The sequence below is a fragment of the Streptomyces sp. DH24 genome (assembly GCF_029813775.1).
Taxonomy (GTDB): domain Bacteria; phylum Actinomycetota; class Actinomycetes; order Streptomycetales; family Streptomycetaceae; genus Streptomyces.
Window position 1 is genome coordinate 39939 of the sequence record NZ_JARVKW010000017.1, and the last position, 20901, is coordinate 60839.

19 protein-coding genes are annotated in these 20901 nt (G+C 72.8%); 8 read left to right on the forward strand and 11 right to left on the reverse strand.

The features are described 5' to 3' along the window. Positions 1-88: 88 nt before the first annotated feature. Together QC282_RS15960 and QC282_RS15965 are read left to right on the forward strand one after the other, a co-directional pair. Positions 89-1111, forward strand: a complete 1023-nt coding sequence (locus QC282_RS15960; RefSeq protein WP_279550061.1) for a phosphotransferase family protein — start codon at positions 89-91, stop codon at positions 1109-1111. A 5-nt stretch (positions 1112-1116) separates the two neighbouring features. Next, positions 1117-2331 carry an acyl-CoA dehydrogenase family protein gene (locus QC282_RS15965; protein WP_279550062.1) on the forward strand — a complete coding sequence of 405 codons (1215 nt, stop codon included), beginning with the start codon at positions 1117-1119 and terminating at the stop codon, positions 2329-2331. A 118-nt stretch (positions 2332-2449) separates the two neighbouring features. Here the strand turns inward: QC282_RS15965 and QC282_RS15970 are convergent, their stop codons facing one another. Genes QC282_RS15970 through QC282_RS15980 form a run of 3 tightly spaced genes read right to left on the reverse strand, consistent with a single transcriptional unit; the run spans position 2450 to position 5505 of the window. Beyond that, positions 2450-3043: a TetR/AcrR family transcriptional regulator gene (locus QC282_RS15970; RefSeq protein WP_279550063.1), complete on the reverse strand. Its 594-nt coding sequence runs from the start codon at positions 3041-3043 to the stop codon at positions 2450-2452. Between the two features lie 24 nt (positions 3044-3067). Beyond that, positions 3068-4744: a class I adenylate-forming enzyme family protein gene (locus QC282_RS15975; protein ID WP_279550064.1), complete on the reverse strand. Its 1677-nt coding sequence runs from the start codon at positions 4742-4744 to the stop codon at positions 3068-3070. Beyond that, positions 4741-5505: an SDR family NAD(P)-dependent oxidoreductase gene (locus QC282_RS15980; protein WP_279550065.1), complete on the reverse strand. Its 765-nt coding sequence runs from the start codon at positions 5503-5505 to the stop codon at positions 4741-4743. The genes QC282_RS15975 and QC282_RS15980 overlap by 4 nt, the downstream gene beginning before the upstream one ends. Before the next feature lie 241 nt (positions 5506-5746). On the opposite strand from QC282_RS15980, the gene QC282_RS15985 reads away from it, so the two are divergent. Next, positions 5747-6994 (forward strand): DUF1343 domain-containing protein, encoded by a 1248-nt coding sequence (locus QC282_RS15985; RefSeq protein WP_279550066.1) that lies wholly within the window; start codon positions 5747-5749, stop codon positions 6992-6994. A gap of 54 nt (positions 6995-7048) precedes the next feature. On the opposite strand, the gene QC282_RS15990 is transcribed toward QC282_RS15985, so the two are convergent. Beyond that, a complete protein-coding gene (locus QC282_RS15990) occupies positions 7049-9868 on the reverse strand; it encodes a penicillin acylase family protein (RefSeq protein WP_279550067.1) in 2820 nt (939 codons plus the stop codon). A 260-nt stretch (positions 9869-10128) separates the two neighbouring features. Here QC282_RS15990 and QC282_RS15995 point away from each other — a divergent pair, with 260 nt between their 5' ends. Beyond that, the gene (locus tag QC282_RS15995; RefSeq protein WP_279550068.1) at positions 10129-10731 is read left to right on the forward strand and encodes a hypothetical protein; all 603 of its coding nucleotides are present in this window, start codon (positions 10129-10131) and stop codon (positions 10729-10731) included. Between the two features lie 76 nt (positions 10732-10807). Continuing rightward, positions 10808-11539 carry a 3-keto-5-aminohexanoate cleavage protein gene (locus QC282_RS16000; RefSeq protein WP_279550069.1) on the forward strand — a complete coding sequence of 244 codons (732 nt, stop codon included), beginning with the start codon at positions 10808-10810 and terminating at the stop codon, positions 11537-11539. Positions 11540-11685: 146 nt separating this feature from the next. Here QC282_RS16000 and soxR read toward each other — a convergent pair whose 3' ends face one another. Continuing rightward, entirely contained in the window at positions 11686-12195 is a 510-nt protein-coding gene (gene soxR / locus QC282_RS16005) for a redox-sensitive transcriptional activator SoxR (RefSeq protein ID WP_279550070.1), read from the reverse strand. 119 nt (positions 12196-12314) lie between these two features. Between soxR and QC282_RS16010 the strand changes: the two genes are divergently transcribed. Further along, positions 12315-12776: a MaoC family dehydratase gene (locus QC282_RS16010; protein WP_279550071.1), complete on the forward strand. Its 462-nt coding sequence runs from the start codon at positions 12315-12317 to the stop codon at positions 12774-12776. On the opposite strand, the gene QC282_RS16015 is transcribed toward QC282_RS16010, so the two are convergent. The 3 genes from QC282_RS16015 to QC282_RS16025 all read right to left on the reverse strand — a co-directional run bounded on the left by QC282_RS16015 (position 12767) and on the right by QC282_RS16025 (position 15016). After that, positions 12767-13432 (reverse strand): TetR/AcrR family transcriptional regulator, encoded by a 666-nt coding sequence (locus tag QC282_RS16015; RefSeq protein WP_279550073.1) that lies wholly within the window; start codon positions 13430-13432, stop codon positions 12767-12769. The two genes, QC282_RS16010 and QC282_RS16015, sit on opposite strands and share 10 nt — an antisense overlap. 71 nt (positions 13433-13503) lie before the next feature. Continuing rightward, positions 13504-13791: a YiaA/YiaB family inner membrane protein gene (locus tag QC282_RS16020; RefSeq protein WP_279550074.1), complete on the reverse strand. Its 288-nt coding sequence runs from the start codon at positions 13789-13791 to the stop codon at positions 13504-13506. Between the two features lie 73 nt (positions 13792-13864). Continuing rightward, positions 13865-15016: an acyl-CoA dehydrogenase family protein gene (locus QC282_RS16025; RefSeq protein ID WP_279550075.1), complete on the reverse strand. Its 1152-nt coding sequence runs from the start codon at positions 15014-15016 to the stop codon at positions 13865-13867. Between the two features lie 89 nt (positions 15017-15105). Between QC282_RS16025 and QC282_RS16030 the strand changes: the two genes are divergently transcribed. Together QC282_RS16030 and QC282_RS16035 are read left to right on the forward strand one after the other, a co-directional pair. Then, a complete protein-coding gene (locus tag QC282_RS16030; RefSeq protein WP_279550076.1) occupies positions 15106-15747 on the forward strand; it encodes a TetR/AcrR family transcriptional regulator in 642 nt (213 codons plus the stop codon). A gap of 61 nt (positions 15748-15808) precedes the next feature. Continuing rightward, entirely contained in the window at positions 15809-16522 is a 714-nt protein-coding gene (locus QC282_RS16035) for a winged helix-turn-helix domain-containing protein (RefSeq protein ID WP_279550077.1), read from the forward strand. 252 nt (positions 16523-16774) lie between these two features. Here QC282_RS16035 and QC282_RS16040 read toward each other — a convergent pair whose 3' ends face one another. From QC282_RS16040 to QC282_RS16050, 3 genes are all read right to left on the reverse strand, one after another. Next, positions 16775-18118, reverse strand: a complete 1344-nt coding sequence (locus QC282_RS16040) for an MFS transporter (RefSeq protein ID WP_279550078.1) — start codon at positions 18116-18118, stop codon at positions 16775-16777. A 235-nt stretch (positions 18119-18353) separates the two neighbouring features. Continuing rightward, positions 18354-19439 carry a Zn-dependent alcohol dehydrogenase gene (locus tag QC282_RS16045; RefSeq protein ID WP_279550079.1) on the reverse strand — a complete coding sequence of 362 codons (1086 nt, stop codon included), beginning with the start codon at positions 19437-19439 and terminating at the stop codon, positions 18354-18356. A 47-nt stretch (positions 19440-19486) separates the two neighbouring features. Continuing rightward, positions 19487-20875: an aldehyde dehydrogenase family protein gene (locus QC282_RS16050; RefSeq protein WP_279550080.1), complete on the reverse strand. Its 1389-nt coding sequence runs from the start codon at positions 20873-20875 to the stop codon at positions 19487-19489. Positions 20876-20901 lie beyond the last annotated feature (26 nt).

Here is a 20901-nt window from a genome sequence, read left to right on the forward strand (position 1 = left end):
CCGATCACGTTGGGCCGCCCCCCTGGACGGCATACCGACCGGTCGGCATCATGGATCGCATCCTGTTCACCTGCCCGTAGGAGCGACGATGAGCCCCGACCACCCGCCCGGACTCGATCTCGACCGGCTGCGCGCCCTGCTCGATCGCGAGCGGCCCGGTCTGGTGACGGGCCCCTTGTCCGGTCGGCTGATCGAGGGCGGGCGGTCCAACCTCACCTACGCGGTCTTCGACGGCACCGCCACGTGGGTCGTACGACGGCCTCCGCTCGGCCATGTCCTGGCCACCGCGCACGACATGAGGCGCGAGCACCGGGTGATCAGCGCGCTGCACCCGACGAACGTGCCGGTGCCGCGTCCGGTGCTGCTGTGCGAGGACGAGGAGGTGCTCGGGGCGCCCTTCTACGTCATGGAGTTCGTCGAGGGCACGCCGTACCGCACCACCGACCAGCTCGCCCCGCTCGGCCCGGACCGCACGCGGGGCGCGGTCCTGGGCCTGGTGGACACGCTGGTGGAGCTGCACGCCGTGGACCCCGCCGAGGTCGGGCTCGGGGACTTCGGCCGGCCGGAGGGTTTCCTGGACCGCCAGCTGCGGCGCTGGGGCAAGCAGCTGGACGCCTCCCGCAACCGCGACCTGCCCGGCATCGACGAGCTGCACGCGGCGCTCGGCCGGGAGTTGCCCGGCTCGCCCGCCGCGACCGTCGTGCACGGCGACTACCGGCTCGACAACGTGCTGATCGGCGACGACGACACGATCCGGGCGGTCCTCGACTGGGAGATGTCGACACTCGGCGACCCGCTGACCGACCTGGGTCTGCTGGTGATGTACAGCCGGCCGCTGGACCTGCCCCACTCCCCCGTCTCCACCACGGCCCGGGCCGCGGGGCACCCCGGACCGGCGGAGCTGATCGAGCGGTACGCCGCGCGCTCGGGGCGCGACGTCTCCGCGGTCTCCTGGTACACGGCGTTCGCCTGGTTCAAGCTCGCCGTGATCCTGGAGGGCATCCACTACCGGTACACGCTCGGCCAGACCGTCGGCCGGGGCTTCGACCGCATCGGCGACCTGGTGCCGGTCTTCATCGAGCACGGACTGACCACTCTTCAGGAAGGCTGACAGGCATGGACTTCGCGTTCGACGCGCGCACGGAGGAACTGCGCGCCAAGCTGCTCGCCTTCATGGACGAGCACGTCCACCCCGCCGAGCGCGCCGCCCACGAGCAGCGTGCCCGGCTCGCCTCGCCGTGGGACACGCCGCGGATCGTCGAGGACCTGAAGGCGGAGGCGAAGCGGCAGGGCCTGTGGAACCTCTTCCTGCCGGACGCCGAGTACGGCGCCGGGCTCACCAACCTCCAGTACGCGCCGCTCGCCGAGATCACCGGCCGCTCCCCGCAGCTGGCGCCCACCGCGACGAACTGCGCCGCGCCCGACACCGGGAACATGGAGGTGCTCACGCAGTTCGCCGACGAGACGCAGAAGAAGCAGTGGCTGGAGCCGCTGCTGGCCGGTGAGATCCGCTCGGCGTTCGCGATGACCGAGCCGGAGGTGGCCTCCTCGGACGCCACGAACATCACCACGCACATCGAGCGGGACGGCGACGAGTACGTCATCACCGGCCGCAAGTGGTACATCTCCGGGGCGATGAACCCGGACTGCAAGATCTTCATCGTGATGGGCAAGACCGACCCGGACGGGCCGGACATCCGCCGTCAGCAGTCCATGGTGCTGGTCCCGCGCGACACCCCGGGCGTCACCGTCGAGCGCGCGATGCAGGTCTTCGGCTACGAGGACCACTGGCACGGCGGCCACGCCGAGGTGGTCTTCGACCACGCGCGCGTGCCGGTCACCAACCTGATCGGCGAGGAGGGCGGCGGCTTCGCCATCGCGCAGGCCCGCCTGGGCCCCGGCCGCATCCACCACTGCATGCGGCTGATCGGCATGGCCGAGCGGGCGATCGAGCTGATGTGCCGCCGGGCGGTGTCCCGCGAGGCCTTCGGCAAGCCGCTGGCGAACCAGGGCGTGGTGCACAACTGGATCGCCGACGCGCGCGTGACGGTGGAGCAGCTCAGGCTGCTGGTGCTGAAGACGGCCTGGCTGATGGACACGGTCGGCAACCGGGGCGCCCACACCGAGATCCAGGCCATCAAGATCGCCACTCCGCGTGCCGTGGTCGACATCATCGACCGGGCGATCCAGCTGCACGGCGCGGGCGGAGTCAGCCAGGACTTCCCGCTGGCGGAGCTGTACGCCGGCGCCCGGACGCTGATGATCGCGGACGGCCCGGACGAGGTGCACCAGCGCTCGCTGGCCCGGCGGGAGCTGAAGAAGTACGCGTGACACCCGCCCGAGGGGCGCGCCGCCGGTTCGGTGGCGCGCCCCTCACGCACGTGTGCGGGCCGGTCCTACGGGGGTCGGCGCCGACCGCACGCGCGTGTGCGCGCGGTCCGGGGCGCGGTCAGGGGCGCAGCGCGCGCAGCAGCAGGTCGGCCAGGTGGTCGGCCACCTCGCGCGGGCCGAGCGGTCCGTCGGGGCGGTACCAGGTCGACAGGTGGTGGACCGAGCCGAAGTGGTAGTCGACCACCAGGTCGGCCGGGGTCGCCCGGGAGAAGACGCCGGCCTCCTGGCCCTCCTCGATCAGCGCGCGGAAGCGCTCGTGGTAGCGCCGGCGCTCGGCGCGCACCTGCTTGTTCTTCTCGGGGCTCAGCTGGTGCATCGAGCGGAAGAAGATGGACGCGTCGTCGAGGTTCTCGATCGTCGTGACGACGACGTCGGCGGCGGCGTCCCGGACGCGCTTCTCCACCGGTTCGCCGGAGTCCGCGACGGCGTCGAGCCGCTCCTGCTGGACGCGCAGCACGCGCGCGTACACCTCGTGCAGGAGGTCGTCCTTGGAGCCGAAGTAGTGGTAGAGCGCCCCCTTGGTGACGCCTGCCGCTTCGACGATCTCCTGCACCGAGGTGCGGTCGTATCCCTGCTCGGCGAAGAGCCGGGTGGCGGCGGCCAGGAGCCGCTGTGGCACCGGAGTGCCGTCCCCGTCCGTCGTCCTGGGCACTGCCGCCACCTGCCTTCCGTGTCGCTATTGGTTGCCGTGCGCGTGGGAACGCAGTTCCCGACGGAGGATCTTCCCACTCGCCGTCTTCGGCAAGTCGGTGAGGATCTCCACCTGGCGCGGGTACTTGTAGGCGGCCAGTCTCTCCCTGCAGTACGCCGCGAGTTCCCCCGGGTCCGCGTCGGCGCCCGGGCGGAGGCTGATGTACGCCTTGACGGTCTCACCGCGGTACCCGTCGGGCACCCCGACGACGGCCGCCTCGCGCACCGCCGGGTGGGTGTACAGCACGTCCTCGACCTCGCGCGGCCAGACCTTGAAACCGGACGCGTTGATCATGTCCTTCTTGCGGTCGACAACGTACAGCCAACCGTGTTCGTCCATGAAGCCGATGTCGCCGGTGCGCAGTTCCCCGTCCGGGAAGGTCTCGGCGGTCGCGTCGGGGCGGCGCCAGTAGCCGGGGACGACCTGCGGTCCTCGGACGACGATCTCGCCCTGCTGCCCGAAGGGCACCTCCTCGCCCTGCTCGTCCAGGATGCGGACGACGGTGTCGGGGCCGGGCAGGCCGACGGCGAGGGTGCCGGACGCCGGGTCGACGGGCGCCTCCAGGTGGGGCGGCACGGCGGCGCAGGGGGCGGTGCACTCGGTGAGGCCGTAGCCGTTGCGGAGATAGGGCCCGAAGCTTGCGCGGAACTTCTCGACCAGGGCGGGCGGCACCGGGGCGCCGCCCGAGGAGATGGTGGTGAAGGACGCGAAGTGGTCCTTGCTCGCGGCCGGGTGCGCGGCCAGGGCCATGAACGCGGTCGACGGGCCGACCGTGTAGTGCGGCCGGTGCGCGGCGAACGCGTCGAGGACGACGCCCGCCTCGAAGCGGTACGCCAGGACGAGCGTGCCCGCCCCGGTCAGGCAGGCGCCGAACTGGCACACCACGCCGGTGATGTGGAACAGGGGCGCGAGCGCGAAGTACACGGGTGCCTCGGGCAGTTGGAGGCCGGTCGCCTGCCGCTCGGCGTTGTACATGATGTTGCGGTGGGTGTTGGTGGCGCCCTTGGGGGTGCCGCTGGTGCCCGAGGTGTAGCTGATCAGCGCGATGTCGGCCGGGTCCGGGTCGCGGCCCTCGGGCGGGCGGTGTCCGGCGCGGGCGACGGCGGTGAGGTCGTCGGCGTCGGCGGCCTGCGGGAGCCGCGCGAAGTTCAGCACCCGGGCGTCGTTGCGCGTCTGGAAGTCCAGCTCGCAGGCGGTGAGCGCGATCCGCACCGGCGAGCCGGCGGCCGTCTCGCGCAGATACGCCTCCCAGGCCCGGTCGGTGCAGATCAGCGCGGCGGCCTCGGCGTCCTTCAGGACGTGCGCGACCTCGCCCGACTTGTACATCGGGTTCACGGGCACCACGACCGCGCCCGCCTTCCACGCGCCGAGCACGGCGAGCACGAAGTGCGGCGAGTTCTGCAGCACCACCGCGACCCGGTCCCCGCGCCGCAGTCCGCGCGCGGCGAGGTGGCCGGCGACGGAGTCGCTGAGCGCGTCGACCTCCCGGTAGCTCAGCCGGCCGTCGAAGTAGGCGAGGCAGGTGCGGTCGGCGGCCCCGGCGACCGACGCGCGCAGGGCGTGCACCAGGGAGTCGGCCGGGTCGACCGGGGCGCGCTGGACCTCGGTGAGCAGGGCCAGCCAGGGCTTGGCCGCGTAGCGGGAGGCGGACGGGGCGGTCACCGGGTGGCCTCCCACTGCCGCTGGAGGCGGTTCATGCCGGCGATCCAGCGGTCCGGTTCGGCGGCGCGGGCCTGGTAGTACTCGGCGACCTCGGGGTGCGGCAGGATCAGGAAGCGGTCCTCCTCGATGCCCTTGAACAGGGCGTCCGCCACGTCCTGCGGCTCGATGGCGGTGGGCTTGAGGACGATGTCGCCCGCGCTGCCGCTGGCGGCGAGCATGTCGGTGCGCACGCCCTGCGGACAGATGGCGTGCACCTTCAGACCGCGGTGCCGGTAGGTCAGCGACAGCCACTCGGCGAAGGCGTACGCGCCGTGCTTGGTGACGCTGTAGGGGGCGGCGCCGATCATCGTGAGCAGTCCGGCGGCGGAGACGGTGGAGACGAACCGGCCGCTGCCGCGCTCCAGCCAGTCGGGCAGCAGGGCGCGGGCGGCGCGGACGTGGGCCATGACGTTGACGTTCCAGGCGAGGTCCCAGACGCTCTCGTCGGCGGCCTCGGAGCCGCCCGAGCCGACCCCGGCGTTGGCGCAGTACACGTCGACGGTGCCGCCGAGGGCGTCGCGGGCGTCGGCGATCACGGCGGAGGCGTCGCCCGGGACGGCGATGCCGCCGATCTCGTCGGCGACGGTCCTGGCCCTGTCGGCGTCCAGGTCGTTGACGACGACGCGCGCGCCCTCGGCGGCGAACCGGCGGGCCAGCGCGGCACCGATGCCGCCTCCCGCACCGGTGACGACGACTCCCGCATCCTGCACGGCTTCCACCATCGGTCTCCTTCGACGACCCGACACGACCAGACACGACCCGACACGGCGCGGCGACGGACCGCCGCGCCGCCAGACTAACCAGTCGGTATGTGGCGGGGGAAGGGGCGTGCCGCCGGGGTACTCACGACGGGAGGGCCTCGCGAAGTGGTAAAGACCAATTGGCTCCTTCCCGTTCCGCCGGAGCCTGCCGCACGCTAGCGTGCGTGGCCACGACACCGGCCGCGATCACGGAGGTCACCGCATGAAGCTGTCGAGACGGAGCCTGCTCGCCACCACGGCCGCGGTGGCGGCCTCGCCCGGGGCCCTCGCGTCCGCCGCGCACGCGGCTCCGGGCGGCGGACGCCCGCTGCGCACCGGTTTCGAGCGGCTCGTCGCCGACGGGTACGCCGTCCTGGACGGGCAGCGCGTCGGCGTGGTCACGAACCCGACGGGCATCACCCGGGACGTACGGCACATCGTCGACGTCATGCACGCCGACGACCGCGTGGACCTGATCGCGGTCTTCGGGCCCGAGCACGGCTTCCGCGGCACCGCGCAGGCCGGCGGCTCCGAGGGCCGCTACGACGACCCGGCGACCGGCCTGCCGGTCTACGACACGTACCTCAAGAGCGGCCGGCCGCTCGCCGACATCTTCACGGCGTCCGGCGTGGACACCGTCGTCTTCGACATCCAGGACGCGGGCGCCCGCTTCTACACCTACATCTGGACGCTGTTCGACTGCATGGAGTCGGCGGCCCTCGCGGGCAAGCGGTTCGTGGTGCTGGACCGGCCGAACCCGGTGACCGGGCGGTCCGCCGAAGGACCCGTGCTGCACAAGGAGTTCGCGACCTTCGTGGGTCGGCAACCGATCTCGCAGGCGCACGGGATGACGGTCGCGGAGCTGGCGCGGCTGTTCAACGGGGAGTTCCTGACGAAGCCGGTGCCGCTGGAGACGGTGACCATGACGGGCTGGAAGCGGTCGGAGTTCTACGACGCCTCCGGGCTGCCGTGGGTGCCGCCGAGCCCGAACATGCCGACGCCGGAGACGGCGCTCGTGTACCCGGGGACCTGCCTGTTCGAGGGCACCAACCTGTCCGAGGGACGCGGCACGACCCGGCCGTTCGAACTGCTCGGCGCGGAGGGGATCGACGGGCGCTGGGCCGCCGCCGCGAACGAACTCGGCCTGCCGGGCGTGCGGTTCAGGGAGGCGTACTTCGCACCCACGTTCTCCAAGTGGCAGGGCAAGACCGTCGGGGGCGTGCAGATCCACGTGCACGACCGGGTCGCGTTCGACCCGGTGCTGACCGGCATCGCGCTGCTGGTGACCGCGAAGCGGACATGGAGCGGCTTCGCCTGGCGGTCGGACAACTGGATCGACAAGCTGACCGGCTCCACGCAGGTGCGCAGGGCGATCGACGCGGGCGCGGACCCGGACGAGGTGGTGGCCGGCTGGCAGGAGGAGCTGGCGGCGTTCCGCGCGACGCGCGCGGAGTACCTGCTGTACCGGTGACGGCGGTGCGGGGCCGACGCGCGACACGCGCGGACCGTCGGCCCCGCCGCCGTCTCACCGGTGCGACGTGAACTCCACCACCTGCTGGTAGGTCGGCCGGTTCTGCCAGCTGATCAGGCCGTGCTTGATGCCGCCGAGCGCGCGGTGGTTGATCGCGTCGGCGCACCACTGGTCGCCCGCCGAACACAGCTCGTCGCCGGGGTAGACCTGCGCGGCGGTCCTGCCGGCCGCCTCCTTGAGGGTGCTCAGGAGGACGTCCCGGCAGGTGCCGGGGTCCCCGCCGCCGCAGTACTGGCGCGCCAGCGGCCCGCGCACCTCCTCGCCGAGCACCGCCCTGATGTCCTTGTGGACATAGCTCCACCAGCCGTACTGGAAGGCGCTCCCGGCGTGCGCGCCGGTCGGGCCGTGTCCCGCCGACGGGGACTCGTCGACGGGCAGGTTGGCGGTGAAGGCGCCGTACAGATCGCTGCCGAGGCCCGGTTCGAACTGGGCCCTGACCAGCAGCGGCCACCACGCGTCGAGGATGCGGACCGCGTCGGCGTGGGCGTACTTCCTGGACCCGGCCGCCGTCTCCGTGCGCCGGGCGCCGGCGGACACCCAGGCCCGGAGCCGGTCCACGGCCGCCGCCGCTGCCGGATCGGTCACCGGTGAGCCGCCGATCGCCTTGAGCAGCTTGGGCAGCACCTGTTCTGCCCGCAGGTCCGCGAGGCCCGCGTCGGCCATCGCCCGCACGAGCGAGGCCCGGGTCACCTCGCCGTCGGCGACCAGCGCGCGCACCCGGTCGTCCAGCAGGTCGCCCCGGTGCACGGAGCCCTCGCCCCAGGGTGCGGCCGTGTAGTCCTTGGCCTGCTTGTTGTTCCAGGAGATGTAGTAGTCCTGGTCGACGGAGTTGGGGTGCTCGGCCGGGGGCGTGTACGCGGCCGTGTTGGTCGCCGGGTCCCAGTCCCGCCACTCGTACGCCGGCCGCGCCCACACCGGGAACTCGGTGTCGACGCCGTTCGCCCGCACCGGGTTGTCGCCGCTGTTGTAGTAGGCGCTGCGCTCGGAGTCGACGTAGAACCAGTTGAAGGTGAAGTTGATGTGCTGGACGGCCTTCTGGAACGACTCCGGGCCGGTCACGTAGGCCGGGTCGTTGAGCATCTGGAAGCCGATGATCGAGTCGGTCTCGTGCAGGAAGGACGAGCGCAGGGTGGTGTAGGCGACCTTCTTGCCGCCGACCGTGGCCCGGTGCGTGACCGGCCCGTACGCGGTGCGCCAGACCCGCATCGTGTACGAGCCCGCGGCGGTGCCGTCGGCGACCGTCGGCTTCCAGGCGTTCTTCCGCTCGACCTTCTCCATCGGCGTGCAGGTGCCGCGGTACAGGTAGTGGTGGTCGTCCCGGCACAGTTCGACGGCGTAGGTGTCGATGATGTCCTGGCCGGAGGTGGTGGCGCTCCACGCGTAGTCCTGGCCGCGGCCGAGTTCGACGTACATGCTCAGGCCGGCGAAGGAGGCGCCGCGGGCGCTGAGGCCGGGGCCCTGGATCTCCTGGAGCATGAGCAGCTGCGGCGCGAAGTAGCCGGTCTGCGGGCCGAAGACGGCGACCGGGTGGCCGCTCGCGGTGTGCTCGCCGCTCACCACCAGGGCGTTGGACATGCCGCGCCGGGCCGAGGACACCGCGCTTTGGACCGCGTCGGCGGTCGTGCCGGTGGCGGACGCCGTGGCCGCGCTGCCCGTGCGGTCGTACACCAGCGGCTCCGGTGTCACGGAACCGGCGTCGGGCAGCGCGGCGCCCCGCGGGTCCGCCGGCTTCTGCCCGTACGGGAAGCTGCCGTCGTGGACGGTGAGGACGGCCTCGGGGTCGTTGCGCTCGCGGAAGGACTCCCAGACCTTGGTGCCCTCGACGACGCCGTACTTGTCCTGCGCGGCCAGCAGGGACAGCGCGTTGCCGACCTCGCCGCCGCCTCCGGAGCCGAACAGCGAGCCGATCACCGAGGCAAGCGCGACCAGGTCGGTGGCCCTGAAGTGCTCGATGGTGCCGGCGTTGGTGAGGGAGTCCTTGTGGCCGGTGAGGACGTACTCGCCGGGGAAGTAGCGGCCCTTGTCGGAGGCGTCGATGTAGGCGTTGATGCCGTCCAGGTAGGCGTTGACGTCCGCCAGTGCCTGTTTGCCGCGCTCCCCGTTGGAGGCGACGGCGTTGTCTATCTGGGCCTGGAGCTCCGCCTCGGTGTACGGCGCGCTGCGCCAGAACTCCTGCTCCAGGCCCTGGTTGGCGGCCGCTCCGCCCGCGAAGGGCGTCAACTGGCCGCGCCCGACATGGCGGAAGAGGTCCATGAGCCACAGCCGGTCCTGGGCCGCGGCGTACCCGGCCCCGAACTCCGTGCCGTACCGGGTCGTTCCTGTGATGTGCGGCACACCCGTCTTCTTGTCGCGGACGATCGTGACGTCACCGCGGCCGGCCGGCCTGAGGGTGGAGGCGACCTGGTCGGCGGGGACGCCGAACGAGGCGTCGTTGAAGAAGGTGTTGATCTTGTCGTTGGTCAGCTCCGGGTGGCCCGTCGCCAGGCGTGCGTAGGGCCCGAGTTGATCCTCGGCGTGCGCGGGCTGGGTGCCGAAGGCCTGGTTGAGGAGGATCTGGGCGAGGGTGGCGTTGCCGTTCTGACCGGGCGGCAGGATGTCCGAGCACTGGCCGCCGCAGTGGTCGTCCGCCGTGGTCACCGCCGCGCCGGGGGCGCCCCGGGCCCCGGTCCCGGCCGCCTCCGCCGCCACCGCCGGGGAAAGCGGTGACAAAAGAGCGGCCATCAGAACGCATACGGAGGCGGTCTTCAGGAACCCGTGGATTCCGCGGGGAGTTCTCAGTCTGTCGAGGGCGGTGCGTGGGGTGCGCCATGGCATGGCAACTCCTCCCGACGGGGTTGGCCGACGTTACCGCCGGTATCCCCGGGAGGGAAGATGAACATGCGTCAGTTTGTGGAGGAAGCACAACCGGCATACGGGCCATGGCAGTTGACCCGTATGCCCCCCGCCCGGCTCCGGGGGAACTCCGGAAATCGGATGGAGCCGAATCGCTTGTCGATACGTCTACTCGACGACGTCCTTACAACGACGCCGAAGTGACCGGAAAACAAGGTGCAGTGTGACGGAGGTGCAGGACGATGGCCGGTTTCCGAAGTCTCGCGAGACAGGTCCGTGATCCACGATGCGACCTGGCGCTGCGGCGCTACTCGCTGCGCAAGTGCCTTGAGCGGTTCGCCCCTTATGGGCACAGGGCGACCTGGGACCATCTGTGCTCCCGGGCCGGGTTCGGCCCCGAGGACCGCTCTCCCGACCCGGTGCGGCTCGTGGCCGCACTGGAGGAACTGGAGGAAGCGCGTGCGGTGTGGCTGGCCTACGAGGTCGAGTTCGCCGAGCGACGCAAGAAGGAGAAGCACGACGGGCTGCGCCGACCGGGCAGCGTGGACGACTGGCACCGGCTGACCTGGGGCGGCTTCGGGGTGGCCTGGTGCGACGACCCGCGGCTGCACCCCCGTGAGCCGCTGGCCGAGGTGCTGCGCCGGCTGATCGCCGCCCTGGAGCGCGAACCGGGCGCGGGCTGCCCGGTGTGCGGCGGGGAGCGGCTCGTGTGGAAGTACGGGCTGGACCACGAGCCCTCCGCGGGCCCGGTCTGCACGGACTGCGGAATCCTGGTGCCGCGCCCGGTCCTGACATCGCAGGCCCTGGCGGACGCCAGGCACGGGCGACTGCTGGTGTCCGCCTGACGACGCCCGAGCGCAACGGGGGTGCGACGAGCATGCCGCACCCCCTCCCCCGGGGGCGCCTGGCACCATCGACGGCATGCTGCAGGTCTGTCTGAACGGAGCTCGTGGAGCCGCCGACGGCGCGATGGTGCCACTGTCTCCCGCGGCGCTGGCCGAGTCGGCCGCCCTCGCGGTCGCGGCCGACGCCGACGACATCCATGTCCACCCCAAGACGCCGTGCGGGCAGGACACGTTGTCCCCCCGGGTGATCGCGGCGACGCTGGACGCGCTGCGGGCCCGGGTGCGGGTGCCGGTCGGGGTGACCACCGGCGCGTGGGCCGAGCCGGACGCCGCGGCGCGGGTGGAGCGCGTGCGCGGCTGGACCGTCCTGCCCGACCACGCGTCGGTCAACTGGCACGAGCCGGGCGCCGAGGAGGTCGCCGCCGCGCTGCTCGACCGGGGCGTCGGCGTGGAGGCCGGCATCTGGTCGGGCACGGACGGCGCGGCCCGCTTCGCGGTGTCACCGCTCGCCTCCCGCGTGCTGCGGGTGCTCGCCGAGGTGACGGACCCCTCGCCGGAGACGGCGCCGGACACGGCCCGCGCGCTGCTGGCCGGCCTGGACACCGGTCACGGCCGCCCGGTCCTGCTGCACGGTGAGGACGGCGGCGCCTGGCCGGTGCTCCGCCTGGCCGGCCGGCTGGGCCTGGCCACCCGGATCGGCCTGGAGGACACGCTGCTCCTGCCGGACGGCACACCCGCGACGTCGAACGCCCAACTGGTGACGGCGGCGCGGGCCGAGTACGCGCGGGAACGCGTGCGCGGCCGGTGACAGCGACGCGGGCCGGGAACGCGTGCGCGGCCGGTGACGGCAGCGCGGGCCGAGTACCGCGGGCACACGGCGCTGCCGCCGAGGACCAGGTGGTGCCGAACGCCCGGCACACCGGCCGTCGGCCGGACTCCCGGGCCGTCGGCGGATCAGCCCCCGGACTCCTGCTCCCGGCGCGGTGTTCCGGCGCGACGGCGGGCGCCGCCCTGCTCCACCAGCAGGCGGGAGCCCGTCAGGCGGTCGCCGAAGACGTCGTCCGGGTTGGACAGGACACAGCCGTCCAGGGAGAGACAGCCGCAGCCGATGCAGTCGGTGAGGTGGTCACGGAGCCGGTTCAGCTGGTTGATCCGCTCGTCCAGTTCGGAGCGCCAGGCCTCGGACAGGCGCGCCCAGTCCTCGCGGGTCGGGGTGCGCTCCTCGGGGAGTTCGGCGAGCGCCTCGCGGATGGTGGCCAGCGGAATGCCGACGCGCTGCGCGGCCCGGATGAAGGCGACGCGGCGCAAGGTGTCACGGCTGTAGCGGCGCTGGTTGCCCGCGGTGCGGCGGCTGCCGATCAGGCCCTTGGCCTCGTAGAAGTGCAGGGCGGAGACGGCGGCGCCGCTGCGCGCGGCGAGCTGGCCGACCGTGAGCTCGTGGATCTTCTCGGGAATCTGGGGCACTCCCCGAAGCCTACCCACCGCTCCCCCGCCCCGTTTCCGTTGACAGGGAACGTGCGGGCGACCATGCTAAGCAGTCGCTTAGAGGTAGCACCGGACTTGTGACGCGGGAGGCCAGCGACATGGCAGAGCCGAGGATCTTCACCTCCGCCGACGAACTGAAGGCGGCGGTGGGCGAGCAGCTGGGGTACACCGACTGGCTGGAGGTCGACCAGAAGCGGATCGACCTGTTCGCGGAGGCCACCGGCGACCACCAGTGGATCCACGTGGACCCGGAGAAGGCGGCGGCGGGCCCGTTCGGCACGACCATCGCGCACGGCTATCTGACCCTGTCGCTGCTGCCGCTGTTCGGCCCGCAGCTGATCGGCGTCGAGGGCGTGAAGATGGGCGTCAACTACGGCACCAACAAGGTCCGTTTCCCCGCCCCCGTCCCGGTCGGCTCGCGGCTGCGCGCCACCGCGCGGATCGCGGGTGTCGAGGACGTGACGGGCGGCGTGCAGCTGACGCTCGCGTTCACCGTGGAGCGCGAGGGCGGCGACAAGCCGGTGTGCGTGGCCGAGTCGGTGGCGCGCTACTACCTCTGAGCGCCGTCCGAGGGCCCGCGCCCGCCGCGGGCCGTCCCGGCCCCGACCATGCGCAGTACGAGGTCGGCGTAGAGGGCGCCGACCTCTTCGGGGGTGCGCGGGCCGTCCACGTTGAACCAGCGGGCGACGTCGATGCACAGCGAGAGGACGGCCAGTGTGGTGCCGTGCACGTCGATGACGTCGAACTCGCCCGTCGCGACGCCGTCCTCGATGATCCCGCGGATCTCGCCGTCGACCTTGCGGCGCAGCGCGAGGATCTCGGCGCGGGCCTCGGGGCCGAGCGAGTCCAGTTCGTACTGCACGACCCGGGCCGTGGTGCGCCCGCCGGCGTGCCAGCGGACGAAGGAGCTCACCGCGTCGGCGAGCCGATCGGCGGCGCCGCCCGCACCGCCGGACGCCGTCCGCAGGATCTCCAGGGCCTTCTCGTGGCCGATCCGGCTGATGCGGTGGAGGAGCTCTTCCTTGGTCTTGTAGTGGATGTAGAGCGCGGCCGGGCTCATACCGGCGCGGCCCGCGATGTCACGGGTCGTCGTCGCGTGGTAGCCCCGCTCGGCGAAGGCCTCCACGGCGGCGATCAGCAGTCGCCGGGCCGCGTCGGGCGTGACCTCGCCCCACGCCTGCGCCTCACCGCCGGCCGTCTCCTCCGCCGTACTCATCACTCACCCCTCACTGTCCGACAGGGGTATCACCATACCCCCGAAGGTGAGCGAGCGCTTAGCATGATCGCTCAGAGCTTCTGGAAGGGGTCGTGCTCGGCGAGGATCTTCTCGAGCCTCGCCTGGTCGACGCGGCTCACGATCTGCCCCGCTTCCTGGCGGTCCCTGATCACCTTGGCCAGGGTGAAGGCGGACGTGACGAGGTAGAGGACGGCGATGCCGAGGAAGGCGCGCACCCACGCGTCCGTCTCGAGGTTGAGGATGCCGACGGCCGTGGCCCCGAGGGCGACGGCGAAGGACGCGACGGCCTGGCCGTAGAAGGCGGCCGTGCTCTGCTGCTTGACCGGTGTGTCGCTCATGGGGAAAGGATCGGCGGACGTGGCCCGCGCCACATCCGCCGGGATACTCAGGTGACGTACTCAGAACGCCGGCTCAGAAGGCGGAGACCCCCGTCAGCGCACGACCGATGACCAGCTTCTGGATCTGGCTGGTGCCCTCGTACAGGGTCATCACGCGGGCGTCGCGCAGCAGTTTGCCCGCCGGGTACTCGTCGATGTAGCCGTAACCGCCGAAGACCTGGAGGGCGTTGTTGGCGGCGCGGACGGCCGCCTCCGAGGCGTAGAGCTTGGCCTTGGAGGACTCCACGGCGAACGGCCGCCCCCGGTCGACGAGGTCGGCCACCCGCCAGGTGAGCAGCCGGGCGGCGTCGACGTCGACCGCGATGTCGCTGAGCAGTTCCTGGACGAGTTGGTGGTGGGCGATGGTCTTGCCGAACTGCTCACGTTCACCGGCGTACTTGACGGCCACGTCCAGGGCCGCCTGGGCGATGCCGACACAGCCGGCGGCGACCGACATCCGGCCCTTGGCGAGGGCGGACATGGCGACCTTGAACCCCTGGCCCTCCTCGCCGAGCAGCGCGGAGGCGGGTACCCGGACGTCCTCCAGGGTCAGCTCGGCGGTCGCCTGGCCGCGCAGGCCGAGCTTGCCGTGCACCGTGCGGCGGGTCAGGCCGGGCGTGTCGGTGGGCACCAGGAACGCGGAGACGCCCCTGTGGCCGGGCGCGTCGGTGGAGCGGGCGAAGAGCAGCACGACGTCGGCCCAGGTGCCGTTGGTGATGAACATCTTGCTGCCGTTGATGACGAAGTCCCCGCCGTCGCGGACCGCGCGCGTGGTGAGGTTCCCGGCGTCGGAGCCGGTGCCCGGCTCCGTCAGGCCGAAGCAGCCGACGTGGTCGCCGGAGGTGAGGCCCGGCAGCCACTGCCGCTTCTGCTCCTCGTTCCCCCAGGCGGCGATCGTCTTGGCGACCAGGCCCAGCGAGACGGAGACGATGCCGCGCACCGAGGAGTCCCCGCGGCCGAGCTCCTCGGTGACCAGGCAGTACGCGAGGTGGTCGCCGCCCGAGCCGCCGTACTCCTCCTCGACGGTCAGGCCGAGGAAGCCGACCTCGCCGAGCTTCTTCACGATGCCGCGGTCCACCTCCTCCGCGCGGTCCCAGGCCACGACGTGGGGGGCGATCTCGCGCTCCACGAAGTCCCGGGCGAGCTGCCGGACGGCGGTCTGCTCCTCGCTGAGCTCCAGGTTCATGCCGAGTCACCCCACAGAAGACGGATCTTGAAAGCCGTACATTTAAATTAGCACTGCTAGTTTCCTGGTGCAGCCCTACTATGTGCGCCATGGCCCGACCGCGCAAGCCCCTGCTCAGCACCGACCGGATCGTCGAGACGGCCCGTGCGCTCGTGGACGCGGAGGGTCTCGCCGCCGTCTCCACGCGCCGGCTCGCCGCGGAACTGGGGGTCAGCGGGCCCTCGCTCTACAACCACTTCCGCACGAAGGACGAGATCCTGGAGGCGGTCGCCGACTCGGTGAGCGCCCAGGTCGACCTGTCGATGTTCGAGGACGGCCGGGACTGGCGGACCGCGCTGCACGACTGGGCCGTCTCCTACCGGACCGCCCTGCGCGACCACCCCAACATCGTCCCGGTGCTCGCCCGCGGCCCCGGCCGCCGCCCGGCCGCGCTCCGGCTCGCGGACGCCGTGTACGGCGCGATGGTCGACGCGGGCTGGCCGCCCGCGCAGGCCACCTCCATCGGCGCGCTGATGCGGTACTTCATCATGGGCTCCGCGCTCGGCTCGTTCGCCGGCGGCTTCGTGGACGACGCGAGCGCCTACGACCCCACCGACTATCCGCACCTGGGGCAGGCCCACCTCCTCGCCGAGCAGCAGGAGAAGATCGACGAGCGGGCCTTCGAGACGGGGCTCGCGGCGCTGCTCGACGGGCTCGCGGTGCAGTACGAGCAGGTCGCGCGCACCGCCTGACGCCCTCCGCCCGCCGCATCCTTCGGTGCCCGCCGAAGCGTGCGTGGCGCATTCTGGACGCATGACATCGAGGGACGCCCGGGCTCCGCGGCTGGCGCGGCTCGCCGCACTGGTCGCGGACGAGACGCGGGCCGCCTGTCTGCTGGCGCTGCTCGACGGGCGCGCGTGGACCGCCGGCGAGCTGGCACGGCACGCGGGCGTGGCCGCCTCGACGCTCAGCGAACACCTGGGCAAGCTCGTCGCGGGCGGGCTGCTCGCCGAGGAACGCCAGGGCCGGCACCGGTACGTGCGGCTGGCCGACGCCCGGGGGGCGCAGCTCGTCGAGGACCTCGCCGCGCAGGTCGCGCCGGACGCCGTGCCGACGCGCCCGCGCACGCTGCGGGAGGCGAGCGCCGGGTCGGCGATGGCCCGCGGCCGGACCTGCTACGACCATCTCGCCGGACGGCTCGGCACCACGGTGACCGACGCGCTCACGGCACGCGGGCTGCTGCGCCAGGACACGGGGTTCGCGCTGACGGACGCGGGACTGACGTGGTTCGCGGCGGCCGGGATCGGGCTGGACCGCCGCGGCCGCCGCCCGCTCGCCCGTGCCTGCCTGGACTGGACCGAGCGCCGCCCGCACCTCGCCGGCGTCGCGGGCGCGGCCCTGTGCCGCCACGCCCTGGACGCGGGCTGGTGCGTGCGCATCGGCTCGGAACGGGCGGTGAAGGTGACGGCGGCAGGCGAGACGGCGCTGTCCGGGCTGCTGGGCATCGACCCGACGTCACTGCGCTGAGCGTCGGGGGCGGCCGGCCGACCTGACCCGCCCGCGCGCGACCCCCGCCCAGCGGCCCGGCCCGCCCGCAGAAACCGCGCCGGGTGCGGCCGGCCCGCTTCAGGTGGCGACGTACGGCTGTCCGATCGGGTCGGTGGCCTGCGTGCCGTGCGCCGGGCAGCCGGCGGGCGGCGCCGTGTCCCGGTCGTGGGCGGCGGGCCGGGCCGCTGCCCCGGGGGGTTCCGGAGCGGCGGCCCGAGCGGGGCCCCGGACTCAGCCCGCCGAGCCGGACTGGGCACGGGCCCGGTCCGCCAGGACCTTGATGGACAGCAGGGCGACCACGGCGAGCGCGACGATGTAGCCGGACACGGCCATCGAGGTGCCCGTGGCCTCCAGCAGCAGGACCATCACGAACGGCGCGAGCCCGCCGCCGCAGACGGCCGCGATCTGGTAGCCGAGGGAGGCGCCGGTGTAGCGCATCTCCGGCGTGAACAACTCGGCGAACAGGGCGGCCTGAGGGCCGTACATGATGCTGAGGAAACAGCTCGCGACGAACGTGCCGACGGCCAGCCACAGCAGCGAGCCGGTGTCGATCAGCAGGAACAGCGGCACCGCCCACAGGCCGATGCCGGCCGCGCCGATCGCGTAGATCCGGATGCGGCCGATGCGGTCGGACAGGGCGGCGGAGGCCGGGATCAGCACCAGTTGGGTGAGGCTGACGCAGAGCGAGACGGTGAGCACCGGGCCGCGCTCCATGTCGAGTTCGCGGGTGGTGTAGTCGAGGACGCCGGTGATGAGGATGTAGAACGTCGCGGTGTTCACGGCGAAGGAGCCGCCGGCCAGCAACACCGTGCCCAGGTGGCCGCGCACGATGGTGCGCAGCGGCGAGGTGCGCGCCGCCTGTGCCTGCTCCTTCTCGGCCAGCGCCCGTTCGGCGGCCCGGAACTCGGGCGTCTCCTCGACGCGGGTGTGGATGTACCAGGCCAGTCCGAGGACGAGCAGGCCCACCAGGAACGGCACCCGCCAGCCCCAGGCGGTGAACGCGGACTCCGTGGTGAGCGCGCCGGCCAGCAGGAAGACGGTGTTGGCGGTGACGACGCCGATGGGGACGCCGAGCTGGACGACGCTGCCGTAGATGCCGCGCTTGCCCTCGGGGGCGTACTCGGTGGCCAGCAGCATCGCGCCGCCCCACTGCGCGCCGACGGCGACGCCCTGCGCGACGCGCAGCAGGACCAGCAGGATCGGCGCGGCGACGCCGATGGTCTCGTACGTGGGCAGCAGGCCGATGCCGGTGGTGGCGACGCCCATCAGGGTCAGGGCGAGGACGAGCATGGGCTTGCGGCCCCGTTTGTCGCCGAGCTGGCCGGCGACGATGCCGCCGATCGGGCGGGCCAGGAAGCCGACGGCGAAGGTGGCGAAGGCGGCCAGGACGCCGGCGGTGGAGCTGCCGGCCGGGAAGTACAGGTCGCCGAGGACGAGTGCGGCGGCGATGCCGAAGACGAAGTAGTCGTACCACTCGACGGCGGAGGCGAGGGCGGCGGCGCCGGCGACGCGGCGCCGGTTCGGTGCGGCGGGGGTGGGGGTGGTGAGCGGTTGAGCGGAAGGGGCCGTGTCCATGAGTGCACGCTCCGGGGAGTTGCGGGGGACGGAACGGTGGGGGGCGGCTCGGGGTTTCCGGGAACGTACTGACCGGACGGTATGGACGTCAACGGGTCGTGCGGCAGGAGTTTTCCGCCCGCCCACGGCACGGGCGGAGGGGCCCGTACGGCACGCGGGCACGCCTGCGGCCCCGGCCGCCCGTGGGAGGCCGGGGCGCGTGCGGGCAGGTCTCGCGACGAGGGCGCGGCGGACCCTAGAAGATCACCAGCGCCCGCCCGCCCTTGCCCGCGAGCATGTTCTCGAAGGCCGCCGGGATGCCCTCCAGGGCGATCCGCTCGGTGACCAGGGCGCCGAGGTCCAGGCGTCCGGTGCGGACGTGGTCGGCGAGCACCGGGAGGTCCTGCGCCGGGTTGGAGTTGCCGTAGACGCAGCCGGACAGGGTGCGGCCCCAGTGGAAGATCTCCAGGGCGTTGAAGGTGACCTGCTGGTCCTTGCCGCCGATGCCGACGACCGTGGTGCGTCCGCCGCGCCGGGTGGACTCCCAGGCGGTGCGGATGGTGACCGCGCGGCCCACGCACTCGACGGCCACGTCGACGCCCTGCTTGCCGGTGAGGGCGCGGATCTCGCGGGCGGTGGTGTCGGAGGCGACGACGTAGTCGGTGGCGCCTGCGCCGCGCGCGAGTTCCTCCTTCTCCGGGGAGACGTCGACCGCGACGATCTTCGAGGCGCCCGCGATCCGCGCGGCCTGGAGGGTGGCCAGGCCCACTCCCCCGACGCCGAACACGGCCACCGTCTCGCCGGGGCGGACCTTGGCGGAGTGGTGGACGGCACCGTAGCCGGTGAGGACGGCGCAGCCGAGCAGGGCGGCGTCGGTGAGCGGGACGCCGTCCGGCGCGGGCAGCACGCAGGACTCGTGCACCACGGTCTCCTCGGCGAACGCGGCGACGTTCAGGCCGGGGTGGAGTTCGGTGCCGTCGCAGGTGCGGCGGGCGTGCACCTCGGCGGCGCCGGCCAGGGCGTTGGCGCACAGCCAGACCTCGCCGAGCGCGCAGGCGTGGCAGTTTCCGCAGGCGGGCGCCCAGTTGAGGACGACGCCGTCACCGGGCGCGAGATGCCCCACGCCCTCACCGACGGCGACGACGGTGCCCGCGCCCTCGTGGCCGAGGACGGCCGGGACCGGGAGTTTCATGGTGCCGTTGGTCAGGGACAGGTCGGAGTGGCACACGCCGGCGGCGGCGAGCCGGACGCGGACCTGGCCGGGTCCGGGGTCCGGCAGGTCGATCTCGGCGATCTCCAGCGGGGAGCCGACGGCGGGCAGGACGGCGGCGCGAACAGCCATGGCGGGGCAACTCTCCTGGGGGGAGGGAGACGGGACGAAGGAGGGGGTCAGAACTGGAGCGACTTGGTCTGGAGGTACTCGGCCAGCCCGTGCGCGCCCAGCTCGCGGCCGACGCCGGACTGCTTGTAACCGCCGAACGGCGCCAGCGGGTTGAAGCGTCCGCCGTTGATGTCGACCTGGCCGGTCTCCATGCGGCGCGCGAAGGCCGCCGCCTCCGCCTCGTCGCCCGCCCACACGGCGCCGGCGAGGCCGTAGACCGTGCCGTTGGCGATGTCCAGGGCGTCGTCCTCGTCCTCGTAGCGCAGGACGGACAGGACCGGGCCGAAGATCTCCTCCTGCGCGATGGTCATGCCGGGTGTGACGTCGGCGAAGACGGTCGGGCTGACGTAGTAGCCCTTCTCGCGCGGCGCCTCGGGTCCGCCGGCGACCAGGCGGGCGCCCTCGGCGACGCCCTTCTCGATGTACCCGCGCACCCGTTGCCGCTGCTTGGCGTTGACGACCGGGCCGATGCGGTCGCCGTACTTGGCGGCCGCGGCGGCGGCCAGTTCCACGGCCTCGTCGTACTGCGCGGAGTGCACCAGCATCCGGGTCCATGCGCTGCACGTCTGGCCGGAGTTGGACATGACGTTGGCGACGCCGACGTTGACCGCCTTGGCGAGGTCGGCGCTGGGCAGGATGACGTTGGCGGACTTGCCGCCGAGTTCGAGGGCGACCTTCTTCACGGCGGCGCCCGCCGTGGCGGCGATCCGCCGGCCGACGGCGGTGGAGCCGGTGAAGGACACCAGGTCGACGCCCGGGTGCTCGGCGAGGGCCTGTCCCGCCACCGGGCCGAGGCCGGTCACCAGGTTGAACACGCCCGCCGGGACGCCGGCCTCGTGCACCGCCTCCGCGAACAGCTGGGCGGTCAGCGGGGTGTCCTCCGCCGGCTTGAGGACGATCGTGCAGCCCGCGGCGAGCGCCGGGGCGACCTTGGCGACGATCTGGTGCAGCGGGTAGTTCCAGGGCGTGATGGCGGCGACGACGCCGATCGGCTCCTGGTAGACGGTCGAGTTGCCGACCTTCTCCTCGAAGGGGTACGCCGCCGCGAGTTCGGCGTACGAGCCCGCCACCGCGATCGGGGCGCCCACGTGCACGTTCTGCGAGAACTTCAGCGGCGAGCCGAGTTCGGCGGTGACGGTCTCGGCGATCTCGTCCTTGCGGGCGACCAGCACGTCCCGCAGGGCGGCGATACGCGCGGCCCGCTCGGCGGGCGGGGTGGCGGCCCACCCGGCGAGGGCGGCGCGCGCGGCCCGTACGGCGGTGTCGACGTCCAGGGCGGTGCCTGCCGGGACCTGGCCGATGACCTGCTCGTCGGCCGGATTCACGACCTCGATCACGTCCTGGCCGGCGGCCGGGCGCCAGGCGCCGTCGATGTACATGCCGTCGTGTGCCTTCATGGCGTTCCCTCCGGGCGGGCCTCGTC

Coding starts and splice junctions, on each gene's coding strand:
- QC282_RS15960 (WP_279550061.1), top strand. CDS start 89: ATGAGCCCCGACCACCCGCCCGGACTCGATCTCGACCGGCTGCGCGCC.
- QC282_RS15965 (WP_279550062.1), top strand. CDS start 1,117: ATGGACTTCGCGTTCGACGCGCGCACGGAGGAACTGCGCGCCAAGCTG.
- QC282_RS15980 (WP_279550065.1), bottom strand. CDS start 5,505: ATGGTGGAAGCCGTGCAGGATGCGGGAGTCGTCGTCACCGGTGCGGGA.
- QC282_RS15985 (WP_279550066.1), top strand. CDS start 5,747: ATGAAGCTGTCGAGACGGAGCCTGCTCGCCACCACGGCCGCGGTGGCG.
- QC282_RS15990 (WP_279550067.1), bottom strand. CDS start 9,868: ATGCCATGGCGCACCCCACGCACCGCCCTCGACAGACTGAGAACTCCC.
- QC282_RS15995 (WP_279550068.1), top strand. CDS start 10,129: ATGGCCGGTTTCCGAAGTCTCGCGAGACAGGTCCGTGATCCACGATGC.
- QC282_RS16000 (WP_279550069.1), top strand. CDS start 10,808: ATGCTGCAGGTCTGTCTGAACGGAGCTCGTGGAGCCGCCGACGGCGCG.
- QC282_RS16010 (WP_279550071.1), top strand. CDS start 12,315: ATGGCAGAGCCGAGGATCTTCACCTCCGCCGACGAACTGAAGGCGGCG.
- QC282_RS16015 (WP_279550073.1), bottom strand. CDS start 13,432: ATGAGTACGGCGGAGGAGACGGCCGGCGGTGAGGCGCAGGCGTGGGGC.
- QC282_RS16020 (WP_279550074.1), bottom strand. CDS start 13,791: ATGAGCGACACACCGGTCAAGCAGCAGAGCACGGCCGCCTTCTACGGC.
- QC282_RS16025 (WP_279550075.1), bottom strand. CDS start 15,016: ATGAACCTGGAGCTCAGCGAGGAGCAGACCGCCGTCCGGCAGCTCGCC.
- QC282_RS16030 (WP_279550076.1), top strand. CDS start 15,106: ATGGCCCGACCGCGCAAGCCCCTGCTCAGCACCGACCGGATCGTCGAG.
- QC282_RS16035 (WP_279550077.1), top strand. CDS start 15,809: ATGACATCGAGGGACGCCCGGGCTCCGCGGCTGGCGCGGCTCGCCGCA.
- QC282_RS16040 (WP_279550078.1), bottom strand. CDS start 18,118: ATGGACACGGCCCCTTCCGCTCAACCGCTCACCACCCCCACCCCCGCC.
- QC282_RS16045 (WP_279550079.1), bottom strand. CDS start 19,439: ATGGCTGTTCGCGCCGCCGTCCTGCCCGCCGTCGGCTCCCCGCTGGAG.
- QC282_RS16050 (WP_279550080.1), bottom strand. CDS start 20,875: ATGAAGGCACACGACGGCATGTACATCGACGGCGCCTGGCGCCCGGCC.